This window comes from Amycolatopsis sp. NPDC114484 (genome assembly GCF_055633755.1).
Map to the genome: position 1 here is coordinate 90,139 of NZ_JBVKDQ010000012.1, position 12,227 is coordinate 102,365.

Annotated in this window: 12 protein-coding genes; 6 read left to right on the forward strand and 6 right to left on the reverse strand. The window is 70.0% G+C overall.

Annotated features, from left to right (window positions below; all coding sequences use genetic code 11):
* The first annotated feature begins 54 nt into the window (after nt 1-54).
* The 4 genes from ACZ7SW_RS27345 to ACZ7SW_RS27360 are packed head-to-tail and all read left to right on the forward strand — an operon-like array spanning nt 55 to nt 5,054.
* Nucleotides 55-1,491, forward strand: a complete 1,437-nt coding sequence (locus ACZ7SW_RS27345; protein ID WP_470233215.1) for a purine-cytosine permease family protein — start codon at nt 55-57, stop codon at nt 1,489-1,491.
* 20 nt (nt 1,492-1,511) lie between these two features.
* Complete coding sequence (locus ACZ7SW_RS27350) at nt 1,512-2,576, forward strand: C45 family autoproteolytic acyltransferase/hydolase (protein WP_470233216.1); 1,065 nt, start codon at nt 1,512-1,514, stop codon at nt 2,574-2,576.
* Nucleotides 2,573-4,165 (forward strand): amidohydrolase, encoded by a 1,593-nt coding sequence (locus tag ACZ7SW_RS27355; RefSeq protein WP_470233217.1) that lies wholly within the window; start codon nt 2,573-2,575, stop codon nt 4,163-4,165. Before ACZ7SW_RS27350 ends, ACZ7SW_RS27355 begins: the two co-directional genes overlap by 4 nt.
* Nucleotides 4,166-4,196: 31 nt before the next feature.
* Nucleotides 4,197-5,054 carry an LLM class flavin-dependent oxidoreductase gene (locus ACZ7SW_RS27360; protein WP_470233218.1) on the forward strand — a complete coding sequence of 286 codons (858 nt, stop codon included), beginning with the start codon at nt 4,197-4,199 and terminating at the stop codon, nt 5,052-5,054.
* Between the two features lie 206 nt (nt 5,055-5,260).
* On the opposite strand, the gene ACZ7SW_RS27365 is transcribed toward ACZ7SW_RS27360, so the two are convergent.
* From ACZ7SW_RS27365 to ACZ7SW_RS27385, 5 genes are all read right to left on the reverse strand, one after another.
* Nucleotides 5,261-5,719, reverse strand: a complete 459-nt coding sequence (locus ACZ7SW_RS27365) for a MarR family winged helix-turn-helix transcriptional regulator (protein ID WP_009076720.1) — start codon at nt 5,717-5,719, stop codon at nt 5,261-5,263.
* Complete coding sequence (locus ACZ7SW_RS27370; protein WP_470233219.1) at nt 5,716-7,074, reverse strand: MFS transporter; 1,359 nt, start codon at nt 7,072-7,074, stop codon at nt 5,716-5,718. Before ACZ7SW_RS27370 ends, ACZ7SW_RS27365 begins: the two co-directional genes overlap by 4 nt.
* Before the next feature lie 141 nt (nt 7,075-7,215).
* Nucleotides 7,216-7,770: an SMI1/KNR4 family protein gene (locus tag ACZ7SW_RS27375; RefSeq protein WP_470233220.1), complete on the reverse strand. Its 555-nt coding sequence runs from the start codon at nt 7,768-7,770 to the stop codon at nt 7,216-7,218.
* 56 nt (nt 7,771-7,826) lie between these two features.
* A complete protein-coding gene (locus ACZ7SW_RS27380) occupies nt 7,827-9,140 on the reverse strand; it encodes a M14 family zinc carboxypeptidase (RefSeq protein WP_470233221.1) in 1,314 nt (437 codons plus the stop codon).
* A gap of 109 nt (nt 9,141-9,249) precedes the next feature.
* A complete protein-coding gene (locus ACZ7SW_RS27385) occupies nt 9,250-9,570 on the reverse strand; it encodes a VldE C-terminal domain-containing protein (protein ID WP_470233222.1) in 321 nt (106 codons plus the stop codon).
* Here ACZ7SW_RS27385 and ACZ7SW_RS27390 point away from each other — a divergent pair.
* Nucleotides 9,554-9,985 carry a hypothetical protein gene (locus ACZ7SW_RS27390; RefSeq protein ID WP_470233223.1) on the forward strand — a complete coding sequence of 144 codons (432 nt, stop codon included), beginning with the start codon at nt 9,554-9,556 and terminating at the stop codon, nt 9,983-9,985. The genes ACZ7SW_RS27385 and ACZ7SW_RS27390 overlap by 17 nt on opposite strands.
* A gap of 68 nt (nt 9,986-10,053) precedes the next feature.
* On the opposite strand, the gene ACZ7SW_RS27395 is transcribed toward ACZ7SW_RS27390, so the two are convergent.
* A complete protein-coding gene (locus ACZ7SW_RS27395) occupies nt 10,054-10,911 on the reverse strand; it encodes an NAD(+)/NADH kinase (protein ID WP_470233224.1) in 858 nt (285 codons plus the stop codon).
* A gap of 65 nt (nt 10,912-10,976) precedes the next feature.
* On the opposite strand from ACZ7SW_RS27395, the gene ACZ7SW_RS27400 reads away from it, so the two are divergent.
* Nucleotides 10,977-12,212 (forward strand): FAD-binding protein, encoded by a 1,236-nt coding sequence (locus tag ACZ7SW_RS27400; protein ID WP_470233225.1) that lies wholly within the window; start codon nt 10,977-10,979, stop codon nt 12,210-12,212.
* The last annotated feature ends 15 nt before the right edge of the window (nt 12,213-12,227 follow it).

Genomic DNA, 12,227 nt, shown 5'->3' on the forward strand with positions numbered 1-12,227 from the left:
TCGATTTGGGTCCTTACCGTGGCCCGGGTCACTTCCCCGGTCCGGAGGTTCGCCATGACCGCTCCCGCCACCCCGCCCGCGTCGCCCGGCACGTCCGCGCCGCCCCCGGCCCGCTCCGGGCGCGGCCCCCGGGTGGAAGCCCACGGCATCGACGTCATCGGCGACGACGAGCGGCACGGCCGGGCCCGCGACCTGTTCGGGGTGTGGGCCGCGCCTAGCGTCAGCTACCTCAGTTTGGTGGTCGGCGGCGCGCTGGTGCTCAGCGGGCTGAGCCTGCCGCAGGCGCTCGCGGTGATCGTCGTGGGCAACCTGTGCTGGGTGCTGGTCGGCCTCGTCGCGGTCAGCGGCCCGGCGGCGGGCGCGCCGAGCGAGGTCATCATGCGGGCGATGTTCGGCACGCGCGGCAACCGCTTCGTGATCGGGCTGAACGGCTGGCTCGTTTCGGTCTGCTACGTCGCATTGAGCTGGTCGGCGGCATCGGTGACCGCGTTCAGCCTGTGCTCGCGGCTCGGCATCGAGCTGAACACCCTGGGCAAGGTCCTCGTGATCGTCGCGATCGCCGCGGCGACGCTGGTGATCAGCGTCTACGGCCACTCCGTGATCGTCCGACTCTACCTGCCGCTGGCCATCGTGACGATCGCGGTTTTCCTGCTGCTGGCCGGTTTCCTGATCCCGCACACCGCGTGGAGCTACCAGCCCGCGACGCCGCTGCACGGAGTCGCGCTGTGGGCGGCACTGGCCGGCGGCGTGGCTCTGGTCGCGTCCGCTTCGTTGTCCTACAACAACAGTGCGGACTTCGCGCGGTATCTGCCGCGCGACACCAAACCGTTCGCCGTCGCCGCCTGGACCGCTGCCGGGGCCTTCCTGCCGAGCGTCGCGTTCACCGCGCTCGGCGCGTTCGCCGCGACCACTTTGGACATGAGCGACCCGCAAACCGCGCTGGAATCCGTTCTGCCGTCGTGGTTCACCCCGATCTTCCTGATCGCGGTGATCCTCGGCGCGATCGCCAACAACGCGATGACCGTCTACAGTTCCGGCCTCGCGCTGCAGGCGATCGGCGTCCGCCTGCGCCGTTCCCGCAGCGTCCTGCTGGACGGCACCGCCGGGGTGCTGCTCACCCTGTACGCCTTGCTCGTATCGGATTTCCTCAAGGCAGTCAACGACATGATGCAGCTGATGGTCGTCGTGCTCGGCCCGATGATGGCGATCTACGTGACCGACCTCCTGCTGCGCCGCAACCGCTACGACGGCCACGCGCTCGCCGACGAACGCCGCGGCGGCCCGTTCTGGTATGTCGGCGGCGTGCACTGGCCGGGAATCGCCGCCCTCGTCCTCGGCGCGACCGCTTCCGCCTGCTGTCTCGCCGTTCCCGGCATGTACACCGGATTCGTGGCGAGCGCGGCCGGCGGGATCGACCTCTCACTGCCAGCCGGAATGCTCATCGCCGCCGCCGTCTACCTGCTCACCGGCCGCCCTCGCGACGCCGCCTGACCCTGATCGCAAGGAACAGAATGCACCTGCTCGTCAACGATTCCGACCCGCACGCCCGCGGCGTTTCCCGCGGCACCCAGCTGCGCACTGGCCTCACCGACGCACTGGAGCTGTATCTGCGCTGGTTCGCCAACCTCGGCATCCCGGAACAGCGGATCCGGACCGACGCGCTCCGGTTGCTGGACAACGTCGCCGCTTGGCGGAGCCGCTACGCCGACGAAATCACCGGCATCGCCGCAGGCGCCGGGATCGAGCTGTGGCAGGCGGCGGCGCTCAACGGACGGACCGAGATCATCACCGCCGAACCGCGCACCCAGCCGGAATGCTCAACCCTCGTGCGCGTTCCAGGCTCCGGCTCTCCGTTCGGCGTCCAAACCTGGGACTGGCACACCGAACTGTCCGGCTGCTGGCACACCCAGGAAGTACGCGGCACGCGGCACGCCTTCGCCGGGATCACCGAACACGGCATCCTCGGCAAGATCGGCGTCAACAGCGCAGGTCTCGGCCTGTTCTTCAATATCCTCGGCCACCAAGACGATTCCGCCGCCGGCATCCCGGTCCACGTGCTGGCCGCGGCTGTCCTCGGCGAGGCAGGCAGCGTCGCCGAAGCACTCGACCTGCTGCGAACCGCCCCGATCCGCACGTCCGGAGCCTTCACTCTGCTCGATCCCGGCTCAGCGGTCTGCGCCGAGCTGAGCCCGGCCGGAGTGACCACCCTCGACCCCGAAGCAGGTTTTCTGTTGCACACCAACCACTTCCTCGACCCCCGCGCCGCCGCCCGCGAGAAACGCGGGCTGTTCGAACCGGATTCCCAGCTGCGGCACGCACTGGTGACCGCCCGGCTGCAGGACTACCCGACTCCCATCCATGCCGTCGACCTCGTCGCCGTCCTCCGTTCCGGGCCGGGCGAACCGAAACTGTGCTGTGTCCCGGATGCGGACGCCGCGTTCGGCGACCGATGGGCGACGTTGGCCACGGTGCTGCTCGAACCGGCCGCCCGGACCGTGCGGGTGCACGCGGGCAGCCCGAACACCTTGGCCGGCTGGCGCACGTTCGCCGCGGCGGAGACGGTGGTGGCCCGATGACCCCGGTGCACTACCGCGGCGGCCGGATCTTCACCGCGAGCACGTCCGGATGGGCGGAATCCATGGTCGTGCGCGGCGAGACCATCGAATACGTAGGCAGCACCGCGGAGGCCGACCGGATCGAGGCTGAGGTGGTCGAGCTGGGCGGCGCCTTCGTGCTGCCTGGTTTCGTTGACGCGCATACACATCTGGTGTCCACGGGCGAAGCACTGGAGCAAGTGGACCTGTTCTCCGCGACCTCCCCCGAAGACCTCCAGCACCGGCTCGCGCGCGCCGCGGCGGACAATCCGACGGCACCGCGAATCCTCGGCCGCAGCTGGCTTTTCGACGCACTCGGCGGCCAAGCGCCGCACCGGAAGCTGATCGACGCGGTGCTCCCGGACCGGCCGGTCTACCTCGCCGCGAACGACGTCCACTCCGCGTGGGTCAACAGCGCCGCCCTGCGCGAGCTGGGCATCGACCGCGACACGCCCGACCCGCTCGACGGGCGCATCGGACGCGACGAGACCGGCGAGCCGGACGGGATGCTGTACGAAACCGCTGCGCTGCAACTGATGCGGCACTTCCTCGACGACCAGACCAGCGACGCCGACCGCGACCGCGCCCTGAAAGCAGCGTTCGCGCAGTATCTCGCGGACGGCGTCACGACCGCGGTCGACATGGCGCTCACCGAGGCCGATCTCGCCACCCTGGAACGAGCTCTCGAAAACGGACGGCTTCCGATGCGCGTCGCCGGACATTGGCTGATCGAGCGCACCGGAAACACCCGGGACGATCTGCGGCAGGTCGAGCGCGCGGCCGAGTTGAGCGCGCGCCTGTCCGGACCGTGGCTGCGAGTGGCCGGAATCAAGCTGATGGTCGACGGAGTCATCGATACCTGTACCGCGGCCATGAAAAAGCCGTTCGCCGACGGCAGCCACCCCGGACCGTTGTGGCCGCCGGAAGCGCTGGCCCCGGTCGTCGCGGCGGCGGACGCGGCGGGCCTGCAGGTCGCGATGCACGCCATCGGCGACGAGGCCTCGGACATCGCGCTGTCGGCGCTGGAACACGCGATCGAGGTGAACGGACCGCGCGACCGGCGGCATCGGCTCGAACATCTGGAGACCGTGACCGCGGAAAACATCAAGCGGCTGGCCAAGCTCGGTGCCGTCGCGTCGATGCAGCCGGTGCACGCCGACCCGGCGATCCAGGAGAACTGGCGCGCGAAACTCGGCGACGACCGCGTGCGGCGCGGCTTCCCGTGGCCGGAGATCACCTCCGCCGGCGCGGTCCTCGCGTTCGGCTCCGACGCCCCGACCGCGCCGCATCCGCCGCTGCCGAACATGTACATCGCGACGACCCGCCGGTCCGCGCTGAACCCTCAGCTGGAACCCAACCTGCCGGAATACGCCCTGCCCCTGGCCGAAGCCCTCGCGCACGGCACCCGCGACGCCGCGTATGCGTGCCGATGGGACGGTCTGACCGGCCAGCTCGCGCCGGGTTTGGCAGCGGATTTCGTTGTGCTGGACGTCGATCCGTTCGCCGAAGCGCCGGATGCTCTGCTACGGGCGAAGGTGCGGCAGACTTTCGTGGCGGGCAAGTCCGTTTGACGCGTCCGCCGGGGCTGGGCAGGGTTGTGGCATGCGCTTCTCGGTCTGCATCCCGAACTTCGGCGACTTCGCCGACCCGCGCGCGGTGGCCAAGGTCGCGTCGGCCGCGGAAGAGGCGGGCTGGGACGGCCTGTTCGTCTGGGACCACGTGGTGCTGGACAAACGGCCCGGCCGCCGGTTCGGCGATCCGTGGATCCTGCTCACCGCCGCCGCACTCGCCACCAGCAGGATCAAGCTCGGCCCCATGGTCACGCCCGTCGCGCGCCGCCGCCCGCAGCAGCTCGCCCGCGTGGTGTCCACTTTGGACCACCTCTCCGGCGGCCGGGTGGTCCTCGGCGTCGGGCTCGGCGCGCCGCTGGAGGCGGAGTTCGGCGACTTCGGCGAATCCGCCGACCCGAGAACGGTCGCCGAGAAACTGGACGAGGGCATCGACCTGATCACCCGGTTCTGGACCGGCGAGCCAGTGACGTTCTCCGGCAAGAACTTCACCGCCCGCGACGTGACTCTGCTTCCCGCGCCGGTGCAGCGCCCCCGCCCGCCGGTCTGGGTGGCGGGCCGGTGGCCCAACCGCCGCCCGATGCGCCGCGCGGCTCGCTGGGACGGCGTGGTGCCGATCTTCGAATCCGCCGGCGCCATGGGTGTGCCGGAGGTGGCGGAGGTGCGGGACATGGTCGCCTACATCCGCGGCCAGCGGGAAACCGACGCACCGTTCGACGTGGTGCTCGGCGGGACGAGCCCCGCTGACCCGGCTCGGGCGCGCAGTGTCGTCGAGCCGCTGGCGGAGGCTGGGGTTACGTGGTGGGAGGAGAGTTTGCCGTTCGGAAGTGCGGAGGAGGACAAGCTGGAGCCCGTGCTGCGGCGGGTTGAGGCCGGACCGCCTGTGTTTTAGGCCCGCTACAGCGATTGACCGGGTCGGGCTGCGGCTCATTCGGCGCGATAGTCAACCGTCCCGCAGCCCATCCGGCGGGGAAGCCTGCCGAATCCGTGCGACTTGACCGCGCCTCCGCCAACGCGCTGACGGGCCCTGCCGCTTCGCTCAACGCGGGCAGCGCCGTCGCGGATAGCTGATCACCGTTGGCGCGAAAACCCGCCGGTTCAGTGCGCCTGTCCCGACTCCGCCAACGCGTCGATCGCCCCCACCAGCTCGTTCAACGCGGGCACCGCCGCCGCGATCAAATGCCGCCACGCCGGATGCACCCCGTCCAGCGCCGCGGCCAAGATCGCCGCGTTGTGCCCCTGCCACCGCTCGACCGCGGCCCGGCCGGTGTCGGTGAGTTCGAGCGCCACCGTCCGCCGGTCGTCGCCGCCGCTGGTGCGGGTGACCAGGTCCCGCGAACGCAGCCCGGTGACCATCGTGGTGACCGAATTCGGCGCGAGCTTCAGCAACTGCGCGATCCGGCTCGGCCGCGCACCGGGATTCTCGAAGAGGCACGACAACAATTCCAGCTGTGCCACCGACAACGTGTTGTCCGGGTCAGCAGTGCGCGCGGCCCGCCGCATGGCTCGCCGCAGCCGCGCGACGACATCGGCGAGCGCGGGTTCAGGCGCGGTCACCGGGCCTGCTCCGGGCGTGCCGCCAGCCCGGTCGCCGCGGCCAGGACGCCGGCCCCGGCCAGCACCGCCAGCGCGGCCGTTTCCCCGCCGGTGTGCAGGCACAGTGTCACGAGCGCAACGCCCAGCGCCGTCCCCAGTCCGCGCGCCATGTTCACCAGTCCTCCTCCGGTGGCCGACATCCGCGCCGGGATCGCGCTCATGACAGCCGAGTTGTTGGCTGGAATGAACACTCCCAGACCGAGCCCGGCCACCACCAGCGACACGCCCACCTCCCACGGAGCGGACGCCGGCCCCAGCGCCGCGCATCCCGCGGCCGCGACGAGCGCGCCCAGCACAGTGCGCCCGCGGGAACCGAGCCGCTTCGGCAGCACCCGGTCGGCCAGCACCGCCGCGACCGCGAACCCGGCGGGAAGGCAGGTCAGCACCGCACCGGTCCCGCCCGCCGTGCCGAGCACCTGCGGCAGCAACGTCAGCGGCCCGAACAACACGAGATATCCGCACAACGCCCCGGCCAGCCCCAGCGACACCACCGGCGGCCGCAACACCGACAGCTGCAGCACCGGGCTGCTCGCCGCCTTTTCCCGCAGCACGAACCCGATCGCCGCGCAAACCGCCGCCGCGGCCAGCGCGACGAGCAGCCACCCCGGCATCTCCAGCCCGGACACCCCGGAAATCACCAGCAGCAACGCCGTCGACGCGGTCGCCAGCAACCCGACCCCCGCCCCGTCGAAGCGGCCCAGCGGCGTGCGCTCGCGAGTGCGCGGCAGGAGATACCGCCCGGCGATCAGCCCGGCGAGGCCGACCGGCGCGTTGACCAGGAAGACCCACCGCCAGCCGACGGTGTCGACCAGCAGGCCGCCCACCGCGGGCCCGAGCGCGAGCCCCAGCGCCTGCGCCGCCGCCTGCACGCCGAGCGCGGCCCGTGCCCGGTCCTCGCGCACGCTGCGCACCACCAGCGCGACACTGTTGGCCTGCAACATCGCCGCGCCGATCGCCTGCACCACCCGGAACGCGACCAGCCAGCCGAGCGTCGGCGCGAGCCCGCACGCGACGGACGCGACGGTGAACACGCCGAACCCCTGCACGTAGGTGAGCTTCCGGCCGACCGCGTCGGCGATCCGCCCGACCGCGGCCAGCAATCCCACCAGCGCGAGCAAATACGCCAGCGAAACCCACTGGACGGCGGCCAGCGGAGCCCCGTACTCGTGCTGCAGCGCGGGAAAGGCGAGCGTGACGATGCTGGCGTCGAGCTGCCCCATGAACGCCCCGAAACACACCGCGCCGACGGCGAACCACCCAGCGTTCGGATGGTCCCGCACGACCGCGGGCCGGGCCCGCTCCAGGCCGATCGTCACTGCCGCCTCCCGCTCTATTAGTTCTGCTACAGAACTACTGTACGGGGTGTACGTACATATGAAAACGGCGGTATGGTGACGTTTACCTGAGCGGCAAGGTGAGATAGGTCGCCCACCGAGTTAACCGAGGGTTACCGCACCTCACATGACGTCGTATTCCTCGTCGTCCTCGTCCGGCTCGTCGCCGAAGGCTCGCGCGAGGCCCAGAAGCCGGGTCAGGAAATCCGGGATGTCCTTCGCGATCTCCCCCGGCCCGATGGAGTCGATCGAGCCGTCGTAGACCTGGTCGGCCACGCCGCCGACCGGAAGCCTGAACACGGTCCCGCTGCGGTATCCGACCGCGAACAGGCGCCCGCCGCCGTCCGAGGCGAAGACGGCGAGCCGCTCATCGGTGACTTCGGGCGCCCAGGCGGGAGTGTCGCTGCGGTGCAGGCTGTCCAGCACCCAGGCGAGGGAGTGAATGAAGTAAGCGTTGTGCAGGTGCTCGAAACTGGCTTCCCTGATGGACCCGTACAGCTCAAGCAGCGCCCGCGGCAGCGGCGGATCGGCCTCCTCGGCTTTCCGCAGCGCGGCCGAATCGACCTCGTCCGTCACCGTGTCCGGCTCGAGCTGGGCACTTCTGAAGACGGCCTGCATCCGGAGCATGTAACGTTCGATCGCTTGGCGCATGTCGTCGCGCCACTGCAAGTAGTCCACTCCAGACACGCTACGGTGCGCCCAGGCGTCACACGCCCGGGCGCACCGCGCCGCACTCACTGCTGATACGGAGCCGCCGCAGACTGGGCCGCCGTGATCAGCGCGCCCTTGTTCTTCGGCCAGAATGTGCTGTCCACGCACGAATACCTCGGCAAGAAGCCGCCGCAGCTGCCGCCCTGCCCGCCCATCTCGAACGTGTAGCTCGCCACCCCCAGCGCACCGTAGGCGAAGTCGTCCGTCGTGCCGCTCGTCGAGTAGCCCACGGTTTCCGTGTTGGTCCCCACCAGGTAGCCGTTCGAATCGCTGAACTTCGCGCCGAGCTTGCGCAGCGCGGCGTCGTTCGGCGCGGGGTCGGAGGTGAAGCCCCACGGAACGATGATGTCGTTTCCGTAGCTGTGCAACGTGATCATCGTGCCGCGAGCGGTGTCGGGGGCCGGGTCGTTGTCGTCGCTGCCGCGCTGTTCCGGGTAGATCGAGCGGAAAAGCTTTTCCAGTGCCTGGACTTCGGGTTCCGAACCGGCGCTCGGCCCCTGGTAGGTCTCCGCGCACGGCGAGTTCGAGTCCGCGCCCCAGCGGAAGGTCGAGTTGCGGTTCAGGTCGACGCCGTTGTTCGTGCCGCCGCAGTTGCCGTTGCTGGTGTCCGCGTTCTTGCGCTGCAGTTTCGGCGAATTCCCGCCGGAGGCGACGATGTCGACTCCGTCCGGGTTCGAGATCGGCACCACCCACACCTCAGTGGTGTCCAAAATGGACTTCGCGGTGGCGTCGGTGCCGTAGCCGTCGGCGAGGTAGTCGATCCAGCGCCAGGCGACCTCTCCGGTGGAGATTTCCCGGGCGTGGATCTGCGCCATCAGCACGAATTTCGGCTTCGGCGATTTCGTGGACAGCGTGCAGTCGCCGTCCTGCTTCTTCGTCAGGCAGATCGCGTTGATGTCATGGCCGCCCGCGCCCTGGGTCTTGCGCCACGACTGGCCGAGCGTGTACTCGGTCGCCAGATCCGGGTGCGCGGCCGCGACTTTCGCGAGGTGCGCTTCCTGCGCCGGAACCGTCCGGTAACCGCCGTAGAAGGTGTCGCCGGCGGCGCGCGTCGTTACTCCTTTGTAGACAGTGTCGAAGAATTCCGGTGCGTAGCCCCGGTCTCGCAACTGCCCGGCGACCGCCTGGTTCCCGATCACGTAAGCCACGCCCGGGCTGGTCCCGGCGACGTCGAACCCGACGTGGGCCAGGTCAGCGGCCTGCGCGGGCGTAGCGGGTACGCGCCACGAAACCGGATCGTCCGGCGCGGCCGCGGCGGTGGCGGTAGTAGTGCCGCCGAGTGCGACCAGCACTCCGACGACGCTGAGAGTGAGCCGGATCGAGAACTTGCCCGCCATCGGAGCTCCTCACGCAGCGAAGGAAGGTCACCCCGTGCGGACGGTGACCAATCGGCCGCGCACAGTGTGCTCTCCGGGACGAATCCGGCCCACCTCCGAAAGTCGGGTGTCAGCAGGTGACCGAAACCTTCGCCCCGCGCTCGAACGAAACGTGGACGTGGTCGTAATGGTTCGCGGTCTCGCCGCCGCGGTCCTCCATCGCCGACCAGCCGCCGCCGTCGTTGTAGCGCTGCTGCCAGATCACGTACTTCGCGCCGAACTCGCTCTGGTGCTCGAGAACATAAGCGGCCAAAGCGTTTCCGGTCTTCGTGTCGACCATGAAGTCCAGCGCGAGACCGGCCGGATGGTCGCTCGCTCCGGACCGTCCGGCCCGGCCGCCGACCGTATCCACCGAGAACTTCTCCTTGAGGTAGTTGCCCACCTGGGCCACCGCGGGCTGCGTACCGGCCAATGTGGACGAACACGCTTTCGCCGCCGGGGTTTCCGGAGTGCTCGAGGTCGTTTTGCCGGCCGGCGAAGACGAAGACGTCGTCGGGGCGGCGCTGGAAGAGGTCGTGGGCGGAGTCGAGGTGGCGGACGGAACGCTGCTCGACGCCCGTGGCGCGCTGAACGCGTGCATCTCCGCGGCCGCGGCCGGGAACTGCTGCGGTTCGACCGAACTGGCGGTCAGCCACACCGGCACCGCCAGCGCGCCGACGGCCAGCACGCCCGCCGCGGCCGGCAACCGCCACGACTTCGATCCGTCCCGATGTCTACCGGACACCTCGCACCACCATCTCCTCGTTCGGGTCCGCCAAGCCGCCACGACATTACGAACAGGACACGGCGATGTCACCGACAAGTGACGGCAGGCACAGCGCGAACGAGGACACCGCAGGTCAGCGCCCGACTACCAGGCGAACGCGCGACCTGCTCAGGACAGCGGAATCTCCGCCGAATCACTGAGCCGCAGCTTGCGCCGGGCGCGCTGGTAGAACGTCGTCATGCCGAGCCGGACGACGCGGGCCGCGTTCGGCCGGGCGTGCAGGTCGATCCTTTCGCCGGGCCCGACGTAACCCGCGACCTGGCCGTCGACCTCCACCGCGAGCCGCCCGCTCGACGGCAGCACCTCCAGCGTCACCGTGTCGTGCACGGACAGCACGACGCCGCGGCTGTACGCCGAATGCGGCGCGGCGGGCGTGACCAGCAGCGCTTCGACAGCCGGGCTCGTGATCGGCCCACCGGCGGAGAAGCTGTACGCGGTGGACCCGGTCGGCGTCGCGACCACCACCGCGTCCGCCGCGTAGCTCACGAACTGTTCGCCGTTCACCAGCACCGCGACCACGGCGCTCCCATCGCCGGGCACGCGCACGACCGCGACGTCGTTGAACGCGGTCTCGATCCGGCCGCCGAACCGCGCGTCCACCGCTATCCGGGGTTCGACGGTGAATTCCTCCCGGTCGATGGCGGACAGCGCCAGCGGCAGGTCCGGGACGTCGACCTCGGCGAGAAAACCGAGCTTCCCGAGGTTGACGCCGAGCACCGGCGCGTGCTGCCCGTCGGCGAGCCGCATCGCGCGCAGCATGGTGCCGTCGCCGCCGAGACTGACCACCAGATCCGACCGTTTGCCCAGTTCAGCGGGCTGGACACCGGTCGCCGAACAATCGACCCTGGCGATCTCGTCCACGATGCCGAGGATCTCGATCCCGCGTCCGGCGGCCCAGTCCAGCACCGCGTCGACCGCGGCTTTCGAGTCGCGGCGCGGGTGCAGCACGAGTCCAGCGGAACGCATGTCGGGTCTCCTCGCCTCGGCCTGTCCCCAGTCTGCCGCGCCGGGGCCGGTTAGGCTCGGCGTTCGTGATCGAAAACTGGGCTGGCAATCTCACCTACCGCGCCCGCGAGATCCTCGCCCCGCGCACCCTTTCCGAAGCGCGGGAACTCGTCGCCGGCGCGGCCCGGGTCAAGGCGCTCGGCAGCAGGCACAGCTTCAACACGGTCGCCGACAGCCCGGACGGCGTCCAACTGGATCTCTCCGCGGTCGCCATCGCACCGGAAATCACCGCCGAGACGCTCACCATCGGCGGCGCGACCCGCTACGGCGACGTGGTCGCGCGAGTGCACGAGGCCGGGTACGCCCTGGCCAACCTGGCGTCACTCCCGCACATCACCGTGGCCGGCAGCGTCGCGACCGGCACCCACGGCTCCGGAGAGCGACTGCCCGGCCTGGCCTCAGCGGTGTCCGCAGTCGAACTCCTCACCGCGGACGGCTCCCTGCGCACCTTCTCCCTCGCCGACGCCGAGTTCCCCGGCGTAGTGGTGAACGTCGGCGCGCTCGGCGTCCTCACCCGGCTCACTCTCGATCTGGAGCCGGCTTTCTCGGTGCGCCAAGACGTTTTCGACGCTCTCCCGTGGTCCGCCGCGCTGAACCACTTCGACGAAATCCAAGCGGCGGGCTACAGCGTCAGCCTGTTCACGAACTGGGCGCGCGACGTCGTCGACCAAGTCCTGCTGAAGAACCGCGTCCCGGCCGAGATCCCCGATGAGCTGTTCGGCGCACTCCCCGCCGACGGTCCGCGCCACCCCGCCCACGCAGCGGGAATCTCGGCGGAAAACACCACGGTGCAAGGCGGAGTTCCCGGACCGTGGTACGACCGGCTGCCGCATTTCCGGCTGGAATTCGCGCCGAGCGTCGGCACGGAATTGCAGAGCGAGTACTTCGTGCCGCGCGCGCACGCGGCTGCCGCGTTCGAAGCGTTGCGTAGCATCGGCGACCGGATCGCACCGCTGCTGGTGGTGTCGGAAATCCGCACCGTCGCCGGTGACGAACTCTGGCTGAGTCCCGCGTATGGCGGCGATCGGGTGGCGATGCATTTCACCTGGCAGCAGCGCCAGCCGGAGGTGGAAGCCGTGCTGCCGTTGATCGAGGAGAAGCTGGCTCCCTTCGGAGTTCGTGCCCATTGGGGGAAGCTGTTCCACGGCGCGGCGTTGGACCTGGATCACCCCGGGGTGCGGCAGTTCCGGAAGCTGGCGGCCGAACTGGACCCGGCGGGCAAGTTCCGGAACCCGTTCCTGGAGCGGCATCTGCTTCGATAGTCCACAGTGGACAGT